Origin of the sequence: Streptomyces sp. NPDC048338 (genome assembly GCF_043201055.1) — a bacterium.
Lineage (GTDB): Bacteria > Actinomycetota > Actinomycetes > Streptomycetales > Streptomycetaceae > Streptomyces.
Window position 1 is genome coordinate 356,841 of the sequence record NZ_JBICYQ010000003.1, and the last position, 19,287, is coordinate 376,127.

A 19,287-nucleotide genomic window follows, 5' to 3' on the forward strand; every position below is an offset into this window, starting at 1 on the left:
CATCCATGAGCTCAGGCGGCGGGCGCGACGCCCAACTCAAGCACACGGGTCTGCGCCCGGGCTGGACGACCGGTGCCTGCGCGACGGCGGCGACCACGGCCGCGTACACGGCGCTGCTGACCGGCGACTTCCCGGACCCGGTCACCATCACGCTGCCGCGCGGCGGGCGCCCGGCCTTCGCCCTGGCGGCGGAGGAGCGCACGGCGGGACAGGCCATGGCGGCGGTCGTCAAGGACGCGGGCGACGACCCGGACGTGACGCACGGCGCGCTGGTCCGCTCGACGGTACGGCTCCTGCCGCCCGGCTCCGGCGTCGTCTTCCGGGCCGGCCCGGGCGTCGGGACGGTGACCCTGCCCGGCCTGCCCCTGGAGGTCGGCGAGCCGGCGATCAACCCCGTGCCGCGCCGCATGATGACCGAGCACGTCGCCGAGGTCGCCGCCCTGCACGGCGCCCCGGGCGACGTCGAGATCACGGTCTCCGTCGACCACGGCGAGGAGATCGCCCGCTCGACCTGGAACCCGCGGATCGGCATCCTCGGCGGGCTGTCCATCCTCGGCACGACCGGCATCGTCGTCCCCTACTCCTGCTCGGCGTGGATCGACTCCATCCGCCGCGGTGTGGACGTGGCCCGCGCGGCCGGGCTGCGCCACGTGGCCGGCTGCACCGGCTCCACGTCGGAGAAGACCGTCGCCACGCTCCACGAACTGCCGGAGATCGCCCTGCTCGACATGGGCGACTTCGCGGGCGCCGTGCTCAAGTACATCCGCCGCCACCCCGTCGACCGCCTCACGATCTGCGGCGGCTTCGCCAAGCTCTCCAAGCTTGCGGCGGGCCATCTGGACCTGCACTCGGCCCGCTCGCAGGTCGACAAGCCGTTCCTCGCGGAGCTGGCCCGTTCGGGCGGCGCGTCCGAAGCCCTGGCCGCGGAGATCTCCACGGCGAACACGGGCCTCGCGGCGCTGCGCCTGTGCGAGGCGGCCGGGGTCCCGCTCGGCGACCTGGTGGCCACGACGGCCCGCGACGAGGCCCTCGCGGTGCTGCGCGGCGCCCCGGTCGCGGTGGACGTCGTCTGCATCGACCGCGCGGGCACGGTGGTGGGGCGGTCCGGCACCAGAGGGCCCGGCCGGGACTGACGCACCGGCGGACCGCCCGCGGCCGGGGCGGACCCGGGGCAGGCGTGCCGGGGCGGGGCGCGCTCAGCCGACCGGGTAGCCGATCTCCTCGATCTCGCCGGCCAGGCCGGGCAGTGTCACGTCCGCGTTGAGCGCCGCGACCACCTCGTCCGTCAGCGGGCGCAGGGCCAGGACGTGGCGGACCGCCGCCAGGTCGACCCGGACCTCGTAGTACGCCTCCGCCCAGTCGCGGTACGCCTCCGCCGACCGGTCCACCAGCAGCTCGAACAGGTCGTCCGCGCCGTCGGCCGGTTCGTCCGCCTCGGCGGGGAAGTCGACCTCGCCCGCCCGCCAGGCCGTGTCACCGGTCTCCCGCCACAGGCACGCCGTGGCGAGCGGCCGCCCGTCCTCGTCCGCGAACGCCGGCTCCTCCAGGTGCCGCCGGAACACCCCGGGCACCTCGTCGAGCACGCCCGGCCAGGGCCGCGGCTCCGTGTGCCGGGCGTAGGGGCTCATCGGGGACTCGTGGGCGAAGCCGCGCAGGTAGGCGCCGTCGGGGGAGAAGACGAGGAACCAGTCGTCCCCCTGTCCGTCCCGCATCGACGCCATCTCCTCGTCGCCCGACCAGCCGCAGTCGAAGGAGTAGTAACGGTCGGCCCACTCGGGGCTCAGGACGGCCTCCAGCATGGCCAGCCCTCGGCAGTGGTCGCGCAGGACCCCGATGCCCGGAAGCCGCCGGGCCACGTCGTGTACGGTCACGCGCCGATTCAAGCCCACGGCACTGACAGTCACCGGGCCGCCGGTGCGGACGCGGACACCGGATGCGGCCCGCACCCGTCGAACCTAGGCTTGCCAGGGCAATGCCCCCGACGGAGAGGTACTCCCATGTCGAAGCGAGGCAACAAGCGCCGGGCCCGCAAGAAGAAGAGCGCGAACCACGGCAAGCGGCCCAACACCTGAGCAGGTCCCCGAGCCGCTGTCCGCACGGGGCCGGCACGTCGTACGCCGACGTGCCGGCCCCGGCGCGTACGGGGGCGCCGTCACGGGCCGCCGTCACCACCGGGGACGGCACGGGCGCCCCGGATGTCCGGGGCCTCCGGGAACGCCGGCTCAGCAGACGTGCCGCTCCCGCGCCGGGTCGTAGAGGTGGCTGTCGCGGAACTGGGAGGCCGCGAGCGTGCGCCCGACCAGGATGACCGCCGTCTTCGTGATGCCGGCCTCCTTCGTCTGCGCGGCGATGTCCGCCAGGGTGCCGCGCAGCACGATCTCGTCCGGGCGGCTGGCCATGGCCACGACCGCCGCCGGGCAGTCCGCGCCGTAGTGCGGCAGCAGCTCGTCGACCACGCGGTCGACGTAGCGCGCGGCCAGGTGCAGCACGAGGAGGGCTCCGCTGCGGCCCAGCGTCGCCAGGTCCTCGCCCTCCGGCATGGGGGTGGCCTGCTGGGCGATGCGGGTGAGGACGACGGTCTGGCCGACGGTCGGGACCGTGAGCTCCCGCTTGAGCGCGGCCGCCGCGGCGGCGAAGGCCGGGACGCCGGGGACGACCTCGTAGGGGATGCCCACCGCGTCGAGCCGGCGCATCTGCTCGGCGACCGCGGAGAAGACGGACGGGTCGCCCGAGTGCAGCCGGGCCACGTCCTGGCCGGCCTCGTGGGCGGCGACGATCTCGGCGACGATCCGGTCCAGGTCCAGGTCGGCGGTGTCGACGAGACGCGCGTCCGGCGGGCACTCGGCGAGCAGCTCGCGGGGGACCAGGGACCCGGCGTAGAGGCAGACCCCGCAGGACGCGAGCGTCCGCGCACCGCGCACGGTGATCAGGTCGGCGGCCCCGGGTCCGGCGCCGATGAAGTAGACGGTCATGGTGCTGCTTCTCCCTTGGTTACGGACCCTTGGTGACGGACCACTGCGTGACCGGCATGGCCTGGCGCCAGCCCGTGAAGCCGCCCACCGGCACGGCCTGGGCGACCGCGAGCCGGACCAGCTCGCCGCCGTGCCGGCGGTAGTGGTCCGCCAGCAGCGCCTCGGACTCCAGCGTCACCGTGTTGGCGACGAGCCGGCCGCCGGGCGGCAGTGCCTCCCAGCAGGCTTGGAGCAGGCCGGGCGCGGTCAAACCGCCGCCGATGAACACCGCGTCGGGGGTGGGCAGCCCGGCCAGCGCGGCGGGTGCCGGGCCGGTGACCACGCGCAGGGCCGGTACGCCGAGGGACGCCGCGTTGCGGGTGATGCGGGCGGCCCGCTCGGCGGACCGCTCCACCGCGACCGCCCGGCACGAGCGGTGTGCCCGCAGCCATTCGATGCCGATCGAGCCGGAGCCGCCGCCGACGTCCCAGAGCAGCTCGCCGGGTGCGGGGGCCAGCGCGGCCAGCGTCGCCGCCCGGACGTGCCGCTTGGTGAGCTGGCCGTCGTGCTCGAAGACCTCGTCGGGGAGGCCGGGCGTCAGCCCGAGCCGCGGCGCGCCGGCGGACCGGACGCAGTCGAGCGCGACGATGTTGAGCGGGTCGGCGGCCTCGTCCGGGGCCCAGCCGTCCGCGGTGGTCTCCACGATCCGTTCGTGCGGGGAGCCGAGCCGTTCCAGGACCCGCAGCCGGCTGGCGCCGTAGCCCTTGCGCCGCAGGAGGTCCGCGACCTGTGCCGGGGTCCGGGCGCCGGCGCTGAGGACGAGCAGCCGGCGGCCGTCGTGCAGGGCGGCGGACAGGGTGTCGAGCGGGCCGGTCACCAGGGAGACCGTCTCCACGGCCTCCAGGGGCCAGCCGAGGCGGGCGCAGGCGTGGGAGACCGAGGACGGGTGGGGCAGGACGTGCAGCCGGTCGGCGCCCACGGTCTCGGTGAGGGTGCGGCCGATCCCGTGGAACATCGGGTCACCGCTGGCGAGGACCGCCACCCGCCGCCCTTCGTGGGCCGCGAGCAGCCCGGGCACGGCGGGCCGCAGCGGGGAGGGCCAGGCGACGCGCTCGCCGGGGCACTCGGCCGTGGGCAGCAGGTCGAGCTGGCGGGGGCCGCCGATCAGGACCTCGGCGGTGCGCAGGGTGCGGCGGGAGTTCTCGGGGAGTCCGTCCCAGCCGTCCGCGCCGATTCCGACGACCGATATCGCAGGTGGGGGAACGGTGCTCACGTCGCCGAACTCTACGGGAGCCCTTCCGGGCGCCCCCTGCTGGGCACGGCCCGCCCGTTCCCGCCCGGGTCCGGGAGCGGCACCGTGCCCGGAACCGGTCCGGCGGTCCCGGAATAGGACGTGGGGGTGCGCGGTTGGACCGGATGGTTTAAGATTCAACCACAACGCAGATGCAGGAACGCGAGAGGTGAGCACGATGCAGTTCGGGATCTTCACCGTCGGGGACGTCACCACCGACCCCACCACCGGCCGCACCCAGACCGAGCACGAGCGGATCAAGAACACCGTCGCCATCGCGCTCAAGGCGGAAGAGGTCGGGCTCGACGTCTTCGCCACCGGCGAGCACCACAACCCGCCGTTCGTCCCCTCGTCGCCCACCACCCTCCTCGGGCACATCGCGGCGCGGACCGAGAACCTGATCCTGTCCACCTCCACGACGCTGATCACCACCAACGACCCGGTGAAGATCGCCGAGGACTACGCCACCCTCCAGCACCTCGCCGACGGCCGCGTGGACCTGATGATGGGCCGAGGCAACACCGGACCGGTCTACCCGTGGTTCGGCCAGGACATCCGCCAGGGCATCCCGCTCGCCATCGAGAACTACGCGCTCCTCCACAGGCTGTGGAGGGAGGACGTGGTCGACTGGGAGGGCAAGTTCCGCAGCGCCCTCCAGGGCTTCACCTCGACCCCGCGCCCGCTGGAGGACGTCCCGCCGTTCGTCTGGCACGGCTCGATCCGCTCCCCCGAGATCGCCGAGCAGGCCGCGTACTACGGTGACGGATTCTTCGCCAACCACATCTTCTGGCCCAAGCAGCACACCGAGAAGATGGTCCGCCTCTACCGCCGGCGGTACGCGCACTACGGCCACGGCACCGCCGAGCAGGCGATCGTCGGCCTCGGCGGCCAGGTGTTCCTGCGGAAGAACTCCCAGGACGCGGTACGGGAGTTCCGCCCGTACTTCGACAACGCGCCCGTCTACGGCCACGGCCCGTCCCTGGAGGAGTTCACCCGCGAGACCCCGCTGACCGTCGGGTCCCCCCAGGAGGTCATCGAACGGACTCTGTCCTTCCGCGAGTACGTGGGCGACTACCAGCGCCAGCTGTTCCTGGTCGACCACGCCGGTCTGCCGCTGAAGACCGTCCTGGAGCAGCTCGACCTGCTCGGCGAGGAGGTCGTCCCGGTGCTGCGCAAGGAGTTCGCGAACCTGCGGCCGGCCGGCGTCCCGGAGACCGCCCCGCTCCACCCCGCCGTCACCCGCACCCGCACCGACGCCCAGGAGGCGTGAGCCATGCAGACCCTGAAGCTGGTCGCCGTGTCCGCCGGGCTCAGCAGCCCGTCGTCCACCCGCCTGCTCGCCGACCGGCTTGCCACCGCCGCCGAACGGCGCCTGACCGAGCAGGAGTACATCGTCGAGGTCCAGGTGGTCGAACTGCGCGACCTCGCCCTGGACATCGCGAAGAACTTCGTCTCCGGCTTCCCCTCGGGCGAGCTCCAGGCCGCGATCGACGCGGTGACCGGCGCGGACGGGGTCATCGCGGTGACCCCGGTCTTCACCGCCTCCTACAGCGGGCTGTTCAAGTCCTTCTTCGACCTGATCGACCCGGCGGCGCTCACCGGGAAGCCGGTCCTGATCGGGGCCACCGGCGGCACCGCACGCCACTCGCTGGTGCTCGACCACGCCCTGCGGCCGCTCTTCGCCTACCTGCGGGCCCTCGTCCTGCCGACCGCGGTCTACGCGGCCTCGGAGGACTGGGGCTCGGGCGGCGACGAGTACACGGACGGCCTGCCGTCCCGCATCCTCCGGGCCGGCCAGGAACTGGCGGACGCCGTGGCGGCCCGCCCGGCCGCCGCGGCGGAGGACGACGAGATCGTCCCCTTCGAGCGGCAGCTCGCCGACCTGCGCCTGGATTGAGGCCCTTTGTTACGTTGGGGACATCGGGGGCAGGCGTACCGGACGACGAACGGAACGGAGGCCGACGATGGCCGGCAGGATCGTGGTGGGCGTGGACGGCTCGGAGCAGTCCCTGAAGGCACTCGCATGGGCGGCCGCGCAGGCGGCCCTCACCGGTGACTCGCTGCAGGCGGTGATCGGCTGGGAGTACCCGGCGTCCTGGGCGACGCTGATGCCGGGGGTGCCGCCGGAGTTCGACCCCGAGCAGCTCGCGAAGCAGATCCTGGACGAGTCCCTGGAGCAGGCCCTCGCTCCGGAGGTCGCCGCCGCGGTCACCCGGACGGTCGTGGGCGGCAACGCGGCCCAGGCCCTCGTCGACCAGGCCGCGGGCGCCTCGCTGCTGGTCGTCGGCGACCGGGGACACAGCGGCTTCAAGGCCGCGGTGCTCGGCTCGGTCTCCACGAACGTCGCCCAGCACGCGCCCTGCCCCGTGGTGGTCGTCCGGGGCGGATGATCCGGCGGGTTCGCCGGACACGCCCGAGGGGCGCCGCGCGTCCGTGGGACGCGGGGCGCCCCTCGGGCGCATGATGGCGGGGAGTCCGCGCGCACCCAGGAGCCCCCATGGACATCAAGCTGGAACTGATCGGCGTCCCGGTCACCGACATCGACCGGGCCAAGGCCTTCTACGAGAAGGTCGGTTTCCACGCCGACCACGACATCCCGGTGAGCGACGAGATCCGCTTCGTCCAGCTCACCCCGCCCGGATCGGCCTGCTCGATCGCCCTCGGCAAGGGCATCACGGACATGGCGCCGGGCTCGCTCGACAACATGCAGGTCGTCGTCGCCGACATCGAGGAGGCCCATCGCGACCTCAGCGCCCGGGGCATCGAGGTCAGCGACATCGACGACCAGCCCTGGGGCTCCTTCGTCTACTTCGCCGACCCCGACGGCAACCGCTGGTCGGTCCAGCAGACCACACCCCGCCGGACCTGACCGGCCGACGGGACGACCGGTCCGCCCGACTGCCGGCGGACCGGACCGGGCCGCACGGGTGTCACCTGCGGTTGTAGAGCCGCATCGTCAGCGGTCCGAAGACCAGCACGAGCAGGGCCGACCAGCCCAGCGACCAGGCGATCGCCGCCGCCGGCCACTCGCCCGCCATCAAATCCCGCACCGCCGTCGCCAGATGCGTCACCGGGTTGTTGTTCACGAAGGCCTGGAGCCATCCCGGCATGGTCGTCGGGTCCACGAAGACGTTGGACAGGAACGTCACGGGGAAGATCACCATCATCGAGACGCCCATGACCGACTTCTCGCTGCGCAGCAGCAGTCCGCACATGGTCCAGATCCACGAGAACGCGAAGGCGAACACCAGCAGCAGGGCCACTCCCAGCAGGACGCCGAGCGCCCCGCCGTCCGGCCGGTAGCCGATGATCACGCCGACCGTGAGCATCACGACCGAGGCGATCAGGTACCGGACCACGTCACCCAGGAGATAGCCGACCATCGGTGCCGGCCGCCAGATCGGCAGCGAGCGGAAACGGTCGAAGACGCCCTTCTGGATGTCGGTGTTGACGGAGACCCCGGTGTACATCGTGATCATCACGACGCTCATCACCAGGATGCCGGGCAGCAGGAACTGGACGTACTCCGAGACCGACCCGGCCAGCGCGCCCCCGAAGAGGTACGCGTACATCAGCACCAGCATGATCGGGAACGCCGTCACGTCGAAGAGCTGCTCCGGCACGTGCTTGATCTTCAGCAGGGCGCGCCAGCCGAAGGTCAAGGAGGCGGACAGCGCGCCGGGCCGTGGCGGGCGCTCGTGGCCGACGAGGAGCGCGGCGAGTTCGTCGGCGCGCGGGGCCTCGAAGGCGAGGGCGTCGGTCTGCCGGGTGTCCTTGGCGGTGGTGACGGTGCTCATGCCGGCGTTCCCTTCGTGCCGGTCGGGTCGGCGGGATCCGTGTCGTCGGTGGCGGCGGGGGCGGCGGGGGCGGCGGGGGCGGCGGGGGGCGCCGTGCCCGTCGGCCCGGACTCGGTGAGCGCGAGGAACACCTCGTCCAGGCTGGGCTGGCCGAGGCCGAAGTTGTCGACCGTGATCCCGGCCCTCGCCAGCTCCGCCAGGGCCCGGGCGGCCTGTTCCGCGGCGCCCAGATCCGTGCCGTGGCCGTCGACGGTGGCGGTGAGGGCCACGGGGTCGGGGTCGAGCTGGACCGAGGCCCGCAGAGCGCTCGCGAGGATCCGCTCGGCGGCCGGGCGCTGCTCGGGATCCCGCAGCCGCACGTGCACCGATCCGGAGCCCACCGATGCCTTCAGCTCCCCCTTCGTGCCCTCCGCGATCACCTTCCCGTGGTCGATCACGGCGATCCGGGAGGCCAGCTGGTCCGCCTCGTCGAGGTACTGCGTGGTGAGCAGCACGGTGGTGCCCTGTGCGACGACCGTGCGGATGATGTCCCACACCTGGTTGCGGCTGCGCGGGTCGAGGCCGGTGGTCGGCTCGTCGAGGAAGAGCAGGTCGGGGATGTTGAGGAGGGACGCGGCGATGTCGATGCGCCGCCGCATGCCGCCCGAGTAGTTCTTGACCTGCCGGCCGGCGGCCTCGGCGAGGCCGAACGCGGCGAGCAGCCGCTCCGAGGACTCCCGGGCGCCGGCGCGGGAGCGGCCGAGGAGCCGGCCGAGGAGCACCAGGTTCTCGGTGCCGGTCAGGTCCTCGTCGACGGAGGCGTACTGGCCGGTGAGGCTCACCCGGCTCCGTACGGTGTCGGCGTCGCGCACCACGTCCTTGCCGAAGACCCGGGCGCGGCCGGCGTCCGGGCGCAGGAGGGTGGCGAGCATCCGCACGGTGGTCGTCTTGCCCGCGCCGTTGGGGCCGAGGACGCCGTAGACGGTGCCGGCCGGGACGCGCAGATCGATGCCGTCGACGGCACGGTTCGTACCGAAGACCTTGACCAGGCCCTCGGTCTCGATGGCGAGGTCGGTCATGCGTCTCCTCCGGATGGGGGCGGGGCCGCTCCGACCAGTCTCCGCCGCCCTCGCGTCCGGCGCCAGACGGCGGACGGGGCCGGCTCACCGGGGCGCACCCGGGGCGGCGCGCCGGCCGTCCGGCCCGGGGCTCACGGACGGGCCACGGCCACGCCCCACAGGGCCGCGTGGTAGGCGGCGACGGCCTGGGCGGTGTCGCCGAGGGGGAAGCGGGCGGCGAGATGACCGTCCGGGCGGACCAGGAACCCGGTCGGCCCGTCGGGGCGGTAGAGGCGGGCGAACTCCCCCGCGGCGTCGCGGTACGCGGCGACGGACGAGGCGGCCGGGGCGGTGACCGGCGGTGCGGTGGCCGGTGCCGCGTCGGCGTCGGACCGCGGGGCCTCTCGGGGGAGGAGCGTGACGGTCACCGGGGCCGTTCCGGCGGCCCCGCCCGCCGCGGCGGCCGATGCCTCGGCCGGTCCGGTCGTGTCGGGTCCGTACAGGATCAGCACGTGGCCCGTGCGGCCGCGCAGGACGTCCAGCAGGCGCAGCGGGAAGGTGGCGAGGGCCGTGGTCAGACCGCCGCAGTCGGGGGCCCGGTCGCCGGGCTGGGGGGCGTCGGGCGGTCCGTACGGCGGTCCGGCGAGCGGCCCGCCTCGATAGGTCACGAGCAGCTGGGCCTCGCGCAGCATCACCGTCCGCGGGTCGTCGGGGTCGGCCTGGACGCCCTGGTGGGCGTGCCGCACGGTCCGGCCGACGACCTCCTCGCCGATCGGGCGGCGTTCGGCGTCGTAGCCGGCGAGCAGGGCCGGCCCGGCCTCCCCGCGCAGGACGAGGGCGAGCTTCCAGGCCAGGTTGCAGGCGTCCTGGATGCCGGTGTTCATGCCCTGGGCGCCGGTGGGCGGGTGGATGTGCGCGGCGTCGCCCGCGACGAAGACCCGGCCGTCGCCGTAGCGGTCGACGATCCGGTGGCTGATGCGGAAGACGGACGACCACCGCATGCGGGACACCACGGCCGGGCGGGGGGCCAGCCGGTCGACGACGGCCTGGATGTGTCCCAGTTCCGGGCGCCGGGCGCCCTCCAGGCCGTGGGCCACGCCGTCGCCCCGGGCCGGCGCCCCGTCCGCGGCCCCGGCGGCGAGCTCGGGCGGGACCAGCATCGACATGCGGTAGCGGCGGACGCCCGGCAGCGGGATGCAGACCAGCAGGTCGTCCGTGGCGCCGTCGTCGGTCCGGTGCAGCGAGCGCACGCCGTATCCGGCCGGCAGGTCCCAGTCCGTCTCGACGTCGGCGAGCATGTACTCCTCCGGGAACGCCCCGCCCTCGAAGGACAGCCCCAGCCCTTTGCGGACACTGCTGTGGGCGCCGTCGCAGCCCACCAGGTAGCGGGCCCGGACCTCCTCCTCGACACCCGCCGCGGTGCGCAGCCGCGCCGTCACGCCGTCCTCGTCCTGGGCGAACGAGAGGAGTTCGGTGCCGCGCTCGATGACCGTCCCCAGGCCCGCGACGTACTCCTCCAGGAGGCGTTCGGTCTCGTACTGCGGCAGCGCGGCGAAGGTGTACGGCACCTCGGGCGGCAGCACGAGGTCGATCCGGCCCGCCTCCTGCCCGTTGAGGTACATCAGCTGGCCGCGCATCGGCACGGCGGCCTCCAGCACCGCCCGGACCAGTCCCATCCGGTCCCAGATCTCCAGGGTGCGCGGCTGGATGCCGACGGCCTTGGCGTACGGGAGGCGGGCCGGCAGCCGGTCGACGAGCCGGCAGCCCACCCCGCGGCGGCGGAGCTCGGCGGCCGCGCTCAGTCCGACGGGGCCGGCGCCCACGACCAGCACGTCGAGTACGTCGGTTCCTCGGGTGTGCGCCACGGGTGCCTCCCAGTGCTCTCCCCCTGGCGGTGGCCGGCCCCGGCCGGTCCCGTAACCCATGGTCACCCGGCGGGGCGCGCCCGGCGAGCGGGCGGGAGACGGCGGGGGAGGCGGCGACGGATGCCGGAGAACGCCGGCGCGGAGCCCCGCGGATGGGCCCGCGGGGCCGCGGGGAAGCCGTCCGGCCGTCCCGTTCCACCGTTCCAGGGTCGACCGTTCTCGCAGGTCAAGTGCCCTGGAACGTTCCCGCGTCCCAGATCGGCGGGCTGCCCTGGCGGTGGGGTCGGCGGCCGGGCCAGTGTGTGGCCCAGGGCAGCCCGGGCCGACCGGCGCACCGCCCTCCACACCGATCGCACCACGTCACGGGGGAGTTCCCATGCGTACGTTCCGTCACCGCACCACCGTCCTCGCCGCCGCGGCCACCGCCGCTCTCGCCCTCACGCTGACCGCCTGCGGCGGAGAGGACGGATCCGGCGCCTCCCGGTCCGCCGGCACGCAGGACGGCGGCGCACCGGCCGCCTCCGCCACGCCGGGCACCGGGGCCGCCGCCTCGGGCACGTCCGGTACCGGCGGCTCCGGCACGTCGGGCACGAGCGCCTCCGGCGGCTCCGGCACCTCCGGCGCCACGGGCACGTCCGGCGGTACGGGCGCCTCGAAGGCCGCCGCCAGGCCGAAGGTCGCGACCACGCCGGCGTGCACCCCGAAGGACGTGACCCTGCGCGCCGACCGTCAGGACGGGCCTCCCTACACCCACATCGTGCTCACGGCGAAGAACACCTCGGGCCGCACCTGCCGGCTGGACGGCTTCCCCGAGATCCAGTTCCTGGAGAGCCACCGCGAGAACGTGCCGGCCGTCGCCAAGAGCAAGCCCCCGACCCCGGTCGTCCTCGCCGCGGGCGACCCGGCCTACGCGCTCGTGCGGCTCTCGGACGGCGGCGTCCACGAGGACAACGAGCCGGTGTCGGACTTCTCCGTCACGCTCCGGGGCAGCGACGACGTGATCGCGGTCCGCGCCCCGGGCGCCGGCGGCATCGCCGTCGACCCGGCGCAGTGGAAGACCGGCTACTGGACCTACGAGCTGCGCAACGGCGCCGACGAGTTCTGAGCCGCGCAGGAAAGACGCTCCGAAGCAGGACCGGGGCCGTCCGGCCGCACCTCACGGGTGTGGCCGGACGGCCCCGGTCGCCGCTGCGCGGACGAGGCCGTGTCCGCCGGGCGGCGGAGACGGTCCGCACGGCAGGACGACGTCCGGACCCCGCCCCCGGCGCGAGTCTTGAGCCATGCCGATGACGATGAATGCCCTTCCGGACGTACCCCGCTGGGCCGTGCTCGCCGCCCACTCCGTGCCGCTGATCGTGCTGCCCTCCGGGCTGTGGCGGATCGCCCTCACGCTCGGCCTGCCCGTCGCGCACACCGACGCGACGGGGCTCGGGCAGGCCACGTTCCAGATCGGGCTCACGGTCGTCGGCGAGCTGTTGGCCTTCCTCACCCTCGGCCTGGTCCGGCCCTGGGGCGAGGTGTTCCCGAAGCGGCTGCCGTTCCTCGGCGGTCGCCGGGTCGGCGCGACCGGGGCGACCGCGGCTGCGCTGGCCGGGGCGCTCGGACTCCTCGCGCTGACGGGCTGGTTCACCTACGTGGCGTGCGCGGGGCTCGGGCAGGGCGCGGCCGGCACGCACACGGAAGGCCCGGTCCAGGAGGCCCTGTTCCTGGTCTGCTACCTGCCGCTCGTCGCCTGGGCCCCGCTGCTGGCCGCCGTGGCGGTCGCCTACCACCGCCGCCGGACCGGAGCCCGTACCGCGACGCGCACCGGCGTGGGGGGGGGCCCCCCCCCCCCCCGGGGGCGCCCCCCCCCCCCCCCCCCGGGGGGGCGGGGGGGGGCCCCCCCGGGGCCCCGGGGCCGCCGCCGGGGGGGGGTGGGGGGGGTTCGCCGCGCGCGGGGGGGGCCCCCCCCGGGGGCCCGGGGGGGGGGCCCCCCCCCCCCCCCCCGGCCCGGGCCCCCCCCCCCCCCGCCGCCGGGGGGGGGGCCCCCCCCCCCCCCCCGGGGGGCCCCCCCCACGGCCGAAGCCGCCGTGGCTACGGTGTGCGCCGCACGGGCCGCCGGGGCACGTCCTCGTGCGTGTAGAGGAGGTAGAACGCGGCGAGCGTGATGCACGCCCCCACGACCAGGCCGAGGACGGTCGCGGACCAGATGCTCGCGTCGGAGAGGCTGAAGAGGAAGCCGATCGACATGCCCGCGAGCGCTCCCCATGCCGCCGCGTGCGGTTCGCGCGGGATCGCGTGGCCCCACCTCCGCAGCGCGTACACGCCGGCGGCCAGCACGAGTCCGGAGACCACTCCGAGCAGGACCAGTTGCCAGGTGAGGACGCCGCCGTCGCGCGGGATGGCCGCCGCGTAGATGCCGTAGGCGAGGCCCAGGGTGACCGGCAGACCGAAACCGTGTGTGCTCAGGTGCCGTCGTGCGGGCACCGCTGCGTGTGCGGCCATGGCAGGGCTCCTTCCCTCTCGCCCCCTCCACCCTCAAGGGCACACCCGGGCCACCTCCCGCGCAACCCGGCCCGAGGGCCGGCCGTGCGGACCGCTCAGCGCCGCGGAGCCACGTCCCGGACCGCCGCCGGTCTCGCTCAGGGCCCCGCGGCGGCCAGCGACGCCAAGCGGGCCAGCGCCCGGTCCAGGATCTCCGGCGGCGGAGAGGCGAGGCCGACCCTGACCGCGTCGGGCGCCGTGGCCCCGCCCACCGCGAAGGCGCTGCCGGGTGTCACCGCCACGCCCGCACGGGCGGCGGCCGCGACGAAGGTCTCCGCGCGCCACGGGCGGGGAAGGTCCCACCAGCAGAAGTAGGCGTGCGGGGCGGTGCGGATCGCGTACGCGCCCAGGTGGCGCCGGACCGATTCCCCGCGGGCCGCCGCGTCGGCCCGCTTGGCCGCCGCGACCCGCGCGACCGTCCCGTCCCCGGCCCAGCGCGTCGCCGCCGCCAGCGCGAGGCCGCCGGCCGTCCACGCCCCGGAGCGCAACACCGCGGCCAGCGCCTCCCGCCGAGGGGCGGGCGCCACCAGATAGCCGACCGTGAGCCCGGGGGCGAGCCGCTTGGAGAGGCTGTCGACGAGGATCACCCGATCCGGCGCGTGTGCGGCCAACGGCGCCGGGGCGTCCGGCTCCAGGAACGCCCAGGTGGTGTCCTCGACCGCCGTGAGGCCCGACTCCTCCAGTACGTCGGCGAGTTCGGATCGGCGACGCGAACTCGCCGTCGTCCCCGTCGGGTTGTGCAGGGTCGGCTGGACGTACACGGCGGCGAGCGGGGTCGCCCGGTGCGCCGCGGCCAGGGCGTCCGGGCACATCCCCTCGGCGTCGGTGGCGATCGGCACCAGCCGGACACCGAGCCGCTCGGCCACCGCCTTGACCAGCGGATACGTCAGTTCCTCGACGCCCAGCCGGCCTCCGGGCGGCACGAGGCAGGAGACCGCCGCCGCGATGGCCTGGCGGCCGTTTCCGGCGAAGAGCACCCGGTCGGGTCCGGGCGCCCAGCCCGCGCGGGCGAGGACGCCTGCCGCGGCCTCCCGGGCCGGAGCCGTACCGGCGGCGGCCGCAGGGCGCCCCGTCGCCTCCCGCAGCACGTCGGCCCGCGCGAGCGACGCGAGTGCCGGACCCATCAGCTCCGACTGGCCGGGCACCGCCGGGTAGTTGAGCTGGAGGTCGACGGGCGCGGCGCCGGTGGCCTCGGCGAGCGCGGGGCCCGGCAGCGGCGGAGCCGCCCGGACGAAGGTGCCGCGTCCCACCTCGCCGACGACCAGGCCCCGGCGGGCCAGCTCTCCGTACACCCGGATCGCGGTCGAGCCGGCGATGCCGTGGCGCCTGGCGAACACCCGTTGCGGCGGGAGCCGGTCGCCGGGCCGCAGCCGGCCGTCGGCGATCCGCTCCGCCACCCGGTCGGCGATCCGGCGGTAGTCCTCCATCGCGACCCACTCTCCCGTCACATTGCACCGAGAGCAAAGATTCTATTGCACCGACACGAGCGCCCTGCCTAGCCTCTGACCATGCCTTCCGCAGAGATCGACGGACTCACGATCGGCTACGACGACAAGGGCACGGGCCCCGCGCTCGTCCTCGTCCACGGCCATCCCTTCGACCGCACCATGTGGCGCCCGCAGACCGAGCGCTTCGCCGCCTCGCACCGGGTCGTCGTGCCCGACCTGCGCGGCTACGGGGCGACCACGGTCGTCCCCGGCACCACCCCGCTGTCCGCCTTCGCCGAGGACCTCGCCGCCCTCCTCGACCGTCTCGGGATCGGCCGGTTCGTCCTCGGCGGGCTCTCCATGGGAGGCCAGATCGTCATGGAGTGCTACCGCCTCTTCCCCGAACGCATCCGTGGGCTCGTCCTCGCCGACACCTTCCCGGGCGCCGAGACCCCGGAGGGCAAGGCCGCCCGCAACGCCCTGGCCGACCGGCTGCTCGCCGAGGGCATGCGCGGATACGCCGACGAGGTCCTGGACAGGATGGTCGCCCCGTACAACACCCACGCGGCTCCGCACGTCCACCGGATGATGTGCGCGACCGACCCGGAAGGCGCGGCGGCCGCCCTGCGCGGCCGGACCGAACGCCCCGACTACCGCGCCCTGCTCGCCACCGTCTCCGTACCGGCCCTGGTGATCGTCGGCCGCGACGACGCGTACACCCCGGTCGCGGACGCCGAGGCCATGCACGCGGCGCTGCCGGACTCCACGCTCGTGGTCGTCGAGCGGGCGGCGCACCTGCCGAACCTGGAGCGGCCCGAGGAGTTCGACGCGGCCCTGGCGGCGTTCCTGGCCACCCTCAGCCCCTCGGAGCGGTGACCCCGCACGGGATCCGTTCACCCGTTCGGCTCAGTTGACAGGTGATCCCGGGCCGCCGGCCGGACCATGAGGCTCATGAGCCACAACACAGCATCCCCCGAGCCGAGCACCAAGAGCGCGTGGGCCTCCGGCGGCACGCTGTTCGCGGGTGTCCTCATGCTGGTCATCGGCATCATGGACATCATCTGGGGCATCGCCGGGATCGCCGAGGACGACGTCTACACGCGTGTCGGCGACTACACCTTCAAGTTCGACCTGACGTCCTGGGGCTGGATCCACCTGATCCTCGGGATCATCGTGGTCCTCGCCGCCTACGGAATCCTCAAGGGCACGGAATGGGGACGGGCCGCGGGCATCACGCTCGCCGCCCTGAACACGATCGCCCACTTCCTCTCGCTGCCCTACCAGCCCTGGTGGTCGCTGTTCACCATGGCCATCTCGATCTTCGTGATCTGGGCGCTGGCCACGGACACGCAGTCCTTCGGACGGACGAAGGGCTGAGCCTCCGGTGAACCGCACCCGAGCCGGGGCCCTCGCCGCCGCGTCCGCGCTCCTCGTCGTCACCCTCACCGGATGCGACGAGGTCAAGGAGACGGCCGGGGACATCGTGGCCACCGCGACGGCCGCGGCGGCCTCGGCCGCCCAGGAGAAGATGAACGAGGTCAAGGACGGGGTGAACGCCACCGGCGACGTCAAGGCCGGGGCCACGAAGCCCGACGGCGACCGGACCGTCTCCGAGATCACCGCGACCAACCCCACGGACACGCAGGCCGACTACACGGTCTGGGTCAACTTCCGTGACGACGAAGGGAACCTGCTCGACGCGGTCGTCCTGAACATCGACGGCGTCGCGCCGGGCGCGTCGAAGAACGGCACCGCGCGCAGCAACCGGACGCTCTCCGGCACCACGAAGGCCGAGATCGGCCAGGCCCTGCGGCACTGACGCCGCGACGGGACGGCGGGCGGCCCGGCCGCCCGCCGTCCCGTGCCGGATTCCAGGAGACCGTCTCCCGCTCCGTGCAGCCCCGGCACCCGCCCCGCCACACCGGCCGTACGGGAGGGGGCGGGTGCCGGGGAGCCACCGTGCCGGGGGACCCGCTGGTCAGAGCCGGTCCCGCCGGCTCGGGACGAGCCGCCCCCGGCCCGCCGAGCCGGACGCGCGGGCCCGGCCGTGCAGGGGAGGACGTGCTCGACCTGCACGCCGGGCGCCGATCGGCCACGCTTGAGTACATGGACCCCATGTACGACGACGCGCAGATCCTCGGGAACATCGGCTCCCTCGTCGAGGAGGAGCGCGCCCTGCGCGAGCGGGTGGGCGGCCTGCTCGCGGAGGAGCGGTCCCGGCTCGCCGAGCTGGAAGTGCAACTGGACCAGTGCTGGGACCTGTTGCGCCAGCGTCGCGCGAAGGCGGAGTTCGGCGAGGACCCGGACACGGCGGCCGTCCGCCCGGCGGCGGAGGTGGAGGGATACCGCAACTGACGTGGAGGACCGGCAGGGACCGGGACCCGTAGGGGGAGGAATGGCACGACCCGCGGGACTCAGCCCGCCACCCTGGCTCACCGCGGGCCTGCGCCCGCAACCCGCACCCGTCCCCTGGGCCGCCGTCGCCCGCGCCTCGGTCGCGCTCGCCGCGCCGCTCGCCGTCGGCTTCGCCCTGGACCAGCCCGTGTCCGGGGCCCTGGTCTCGATGGGCGCCCTGTCCGGCGTCATCGGCGACACCGCCGACGCGTACCGGATGCGCTTCTACAACATCGCCGTCCCCCAGCTCTTCGGCGCCCTCGGCGTCACCCTCGGATCCCTGGTCCACGGCCAGGGCTGGCTCGCCGTCGCCGTCCTCACCGTCATCGCGCTGGTCTCCGGGATGATCTCCTCGATCGGCGCGGTGGCCTCCGTCTCGGGCCTGCTGCTCCTCCTGAACGCCGTCGTCGGCGCCGGCCTGCCCCTGCCCGACCCCTGGTGGAAGGCCCCCTTCCTGCTCACCCTCGGCGGCGTCGTCGTCCTCGCGCTGACCCTGCTCGGCTGGCCGCTGCGCGGCGGGGTCCCCGAACGCACGGCGGTCGCCGGCACCTACCGCGCGGTCGCCGTGCTGTTCGAGGCCGCGGGCTCGGACACGTACGACGAGAAGCGCCGGGCCGTCACCACCTCGCTCGACCAGTCCTACGACCTCGTCCTGGCCCGCCGCACCCGCCAGCACGGCCGCACCCCCGTCCTGGTGCGCCTGCTCGCGCAGCTGAACGTGGTGATCCCGCTGGTGGAGGCCGCGCCGGCCGCGCACCTGGCGGCACGCCGCTTCCACCGGCCGGTGCCCCCGGAGATCCCGGCCGCGGTCCGCGACCTGGCCGACGCCGTCGAGGAGGGCCGCACCGGCACTCCCGTCCTGGACCTGCCCGACGCCGCGCGCCCCTCCGAAAGGGCCGTCGACCAGGCCCTCCGCCACGCGGCGACCGTCGTCCACGAGGCCGAGCCCGACCCGTACAACGTCGACGACCGGCTCGGCCGCCCCGCCGCCCTGCGCATCCGGGTCCGCCGCACGACCCGCGCCGTCCTGCTGTCCGAACCCTCCTGGCGCTACGGCCTGCGGCTCGCGCTCTGCATCGGCCTCGCCCAGTCGCTGGTCTCCCTGGTGCCCGTGCCCCGCTCGTACTGGGTCGCCCTCACCGTCACGTTCGTGATGAAGCCCGACTTCGGCTCCGTGTTCTCCCGCGCCGTGCTCCGCGCCCTCGGCACCGCGGCCGGGCTCGCCGTCGCCGCGCTGCTGCTGGCCGAGCTGGAACGCGGCTGGTGGGACGTGCCGGTGATGCTGGTGCTCGGGGGACTGATCCCGGCCTTCTCCGCGAAGGGGTACGCCTTCCAGACCGCGGCGATCACCCCGGTCATCCTGCTGCTCTCCGACCTGCTCAACGAACAGGGCGTCGACCTGGTCCTGCCCCGGCTCTACGACTCCCTCATCGGCTGCGCCATCGCCCTGATCGCCGGTTACCTGCTGTGGCCGGAGTCCTGGCACACCCGGATCGGCGACCGGCTCGCCGACGCGGTCGCCGACACGGCCACATACGTGACCTGCGCCTTCGATCCGGTGCAACAGAGCCAGGCGGTCCGGGTCCGGGCCCGGCGCGCCCTGTACCGGGACCTGTCGGCCGTGCGCTCGGAGTTCCAGCGGGCCCTGACCGAGCCGCCGCCGACCGGCACCCTCGCCGCCGCCTGGTGGCCCCTGGTCGTCGCCGTGGAGCGGATCGTCGACGCGACGACCGCCGCCCGGGTCCGCGTCGAGCACGGCGCCGCGCCACCGGATCCCTCCGAGGTCACCGCCGTCGAACGGCAGTTGCGCGAACTCGCGGACGGACTGCGCAGCAGCAGCGTCCTGGTGGAAGTGCGGGCCGAGCTCCTGGGCGACGAGGAAGGGGTGCTCGCACCCCTGCGCCAGGAGGTCCGGGCGGCCCGCGCGATCGCCACTCCCCGCGGCGAGAACGGCCCGGACGGAACCTAAACCCGCCGCATGGGGCGTACGGATGCCCTTACC

20 protein-coding genes are annotated in these 19,287 nt (G+C 74.8%); 12 read left to right on the top strand and 8 right to left on the bottom strand.

Annotated features, from left to right (window positions below):
- Window positions 1-5 precede the first annotated feature (5 nt).
- The gene (locus ACGFZF_RS09220) at window positions 6-1,133 is read left to right on the top strand and encodes a cobalt-precorrin-5B (C(1))-methyltransferase (RefSeq protein ID WP_393552364.1); all 1,128 of its coding nucleotides are present in this window, start codon (window positions 6-8) and stop codon (window positions 1,131-1,133) included.
- 63 nt (window positions 1,134-1,196) lie between these two features.
- On the opposite strand, the gene ACGFZF_RS09225 is transcribed toward ACGFZF_RS09220, so the two are convergent.
- Entirely contained in the window at window positions 1,197-1,871 is a 675-nt protein-coding gene (locus tag ACGFZF_RS09225) for a hypothetical protein (protein WP_393552367.1), read from the bottom strand.
- A gap of 126 nt (window positions 1,872-1,997) precedes the next feature.
- Here ACGFZF_RS09225 and ACGFZF_RS09230 point away from each other — a divergent pair, with 126 nt between their 5' ends.
- On the top strand, window positions 1,998-2,072 hold the full coding sequence (locus tag ACGFZF_RS09230) for a 50S ribosomal protein bL37 (RefSeq protein ID WP_371657075.1): 75 nt from the start codon (window positions 1,998-2,000) through the stop codon (window positions 2,070-2,072).
- A 150-nt stretch (window positions 2,073-2,222) separates the two neighbouring features.
- On the opposite strand, the gene cobM is transcribed toward ACGFZF_RS09230, so the two are convergent.
- Both cobM and cbiE read right to left on the bottom strand, forming a co-directional pair.
- Window positions 2,223-2,972 (bottom strand): precorrin-4 C(11)-methyltransferase, encoded by a 750-nt coding sequence (gene cobM / locus ACGFZF_RS09235; protein WP_393552370.1) that lies wholly within the window; start codon window positions 2,970-2,972, stop codon window positions 2,223-2,225.
- 19 nt (window positions 2,973-2,991) lie between these two features.
- Entirely contained in the window at window positions 2,992-4,224 is a 1,233-nt protein-coding gene (gene cbiE, locus ACGFZF_RS09240; RefSeq protein WP_393552373.1) for a precorrin-6y C5,15-methyltransferase (decarboxylating) subunit CbiE, read from the bottom strand.
- A gap of 196 nt (window positions 4,225-4,420) precedes the next feature.
- On the opposite strand from cbiE, the gene ACGFZF_RS09245 reads away from it, so the two are divergent.
- The 4 genes from ACGFZF_RS09245 (at window position 4,421) to ACGFZF_RS09260 (ending at window position 7,111) form a co-directional block, all read left to right on the top strand.
- A complete protein-coding gene (locus ACGFZF_RS09245) occupies window positions 4,421-5,512 on the top strand; it encodes an LLM class flavin-dependent oxidoreductase (protein ID WP_393552959.1) in 1,092 nt (363 codons plus the stop codon).
- Between the two features lie 3 nt (window positions 5,513-5,515).
- Window positions 5,516-6,139, top strand: a complete 624-nt coding sequence (locus tag ACGFZF_RS09250) for an FMN reductase (RefSeq protein WP_393552376.1) — start codon at window positions 5,516-5,518, stop codon at window positions 6,137-6,139.
- Window positions 6,140-6,206: 67 nt separating this feature from the next.
- The gene (locus tag ACGFZF_RS09255) at window positions 6,207-6,632 is read left to right on the top strand and encodes a universal stress protein (RefSeq protein WP_393552380.1); all 426 of its coding nucleotides are present in this window, start codon (window positions 6,207-6,209) and stop codon (window positions 6,630-6,632) included.
- A 107-nt stretch (window positions 6,633-6,739) separates the two neighbouring features.
- A complete protein-coding gene (locus ACGFZF_RS09260) occupies window positions 6,740-7,111 on the top strand; it encodes a VOC family protein (protein WP_393552383.1) in 372 nt (123 codons plus the stop codon).
- A 61-nt stretch (window positions 7,112-7,172) separates the two neighbouring features.
- Here ACGFZF_RS09260 and ACGFZF_RS09265 read toward each other — a convergent pair whose 3' ends face one another.
- The 3 genes from ACGFZF_RS09265 to ACGFZF_RS09275 all read right to left on the bottom strand — a co-directional run bounded on the left by ACGFZF_RS09265 (window position 7,173) and on the right by ACGFZF_RS09275 (window position 10,941).
- Window positions 7,173-8,039 carry an ABC transporter permease gene (locus tag ACGFZF_RS09265; RefSeq protein ID WP_393552386.1) on the bottom strand — a complete coding sequence of 289 codons (867 nt, stop codon included), beginning with the start codon at window positions 8,037-8,039 and terminating at the stop codon, window positions 7,173-7,175.
- Complete coding sequence (locus ACGFZF_RS09270; protein ID WP_393552390.1) at window positions 8,036-9,097, bottom strand: ATP-binding cassette domain-containing protein; 1,062 nt, start codon at window positions 9,095-9,097, stop codon at window positions 8,036-8,038. The genes ACGFZF_RS09265 and ACGFZF_RS09270 overlap by 4 nt, the downstream gene beginning before the upstream one ends.
- 131 nt (window positions 9,098-9,228) lie before the next feature.
- A complete protein-coding gene (locus tag ACGFZF_RS09275; RefSeq protein ID WP_393552394.1) occupies window positions 9,229-10,941 on the bottom strand; it encodes an FAD-dependent monooxygenase in 1,713 nt (570 codons plus the stop codon).
- A 376-nt stretch (window positions 10,942-11,317) separates the two neighbouring features.
- On the opposite strand from ACGFZF_RS09275, the gene ACGFZF_RS09280 reads away from it, so the two are divergent.
- Entirely contained in the window at window positions 11,318-12,046 is a 729-nt protein-coding gene (locus ACGFZF_RS09280) for a DUF4232 domain-containing protein (protein ID WP_393552397.1), read from the top strand.
- A 968-nt stretch (window positions 12,047-13,014) separates the two neighbouring features.
- Here the strand turns inward: ACGFZF_RS09280 and ACGFZF_RS09285 are convergent.
- Both ACGFZF_RS09285 and ACGFZF_RS09290 read right to left on the bottom strand, forming a co-directional pair.
- The gene (locus tag ACGFZF_RS09285) at window positions 13,015-13,425 is read right to left on the bottom strand and encodes a hypothetical protein (protein ID WP_393552400.1); all 411 of its coding nucleotides are present in this window, start codon (window positions 13,423-13,425) and stop codon (window positions 13,015-13,017) included.
- Window positions 13,426-13,562: 137 nt separating this feature from the next.
- On the bottom strand, window positions 13,563-14,891 hold the full coding sequence (locus ACGFZF_RS09290) for a PLP-dependent aminotransferase family protein (protein ID WP_393552403.1): 1,329 nt from the start codon (window positions 14,889-14,891) through the stop codon (window positions 13,563-13,565).
- A gap of 81 nt (window positions 14,892-14,972) precedes the next feature.
- Between ACGFZF_RS09290 and ACGFZF_RS09295 the strand changes: the two genes are divergently transcribed.
- The 5 genes from ACGFZF_RS09295 to ACGFZF_RS09315 all read left to right on the top strand — a co-directional run bounded on the left by ACGFZF_RS09295 (window position 14,973) and on the right by ACGFZF_RS09315 (window position 19,254).
- A complete protein-coding gene (locus tag ACGFZF_RS09295; protein WP_393552406.1) occupies window positions 14,973-15,767 on the top strand; it encodes an alpha/beta fold hydrolase in 795 nt (264 codons plus the stop codon).
- Between the two features lie 75 nt (window positions 15,768-15,842).
- A complete protein-coding gene (locus tag ACGFZF_RS09300) occupies window positions 15,843-16,268 on the top strand; it encodes a hypothetical protein (RefSeq protein WP_393552409.1) in 426 nt (141 codons plus the stop codon).
- A gap of 7 nt (window positions 16,269-16,275) precedes the next feature.
- Window positions 16,276-16,710 (top strand): hypothetical protein, encoded by a 435-nt coding sequence (locus ACGFZF_RS09305; protein WP_393552412.1) that lies wholly within the window; start codon window positions 16,276-16,278, stop codon window positions 16,708-16,710.
- A gap of 296 nt (window positions 16,711-17,006) precedes the next feature.
- On the top strand, window positions 17,007-17,246 hold the full coding sequence (locus ACGFZF_RS09310; protein ID WP_147979735.1) for a DUF2630 family protein: 240 nt from the start codon (window positions 17,007-17,009) through the stop codon (window positions 17,244-17,246).
- A gap of 40 nt (window positions 17,247-17,286) precedes the next feature.
- Window positions 17,287-19,254, top strand: coding sequence for an FUSC family protein (locus ACGFZF_RS09315; RefSeq protein WP_393552415.1), 1,968 nt, complete (start codon window positions 17,287-17,289; stop codon window positions 19,252-19,254).
- The last annotated feature ends 33 nt before the right edge of the window (window positions 19,255-19,287 follow it).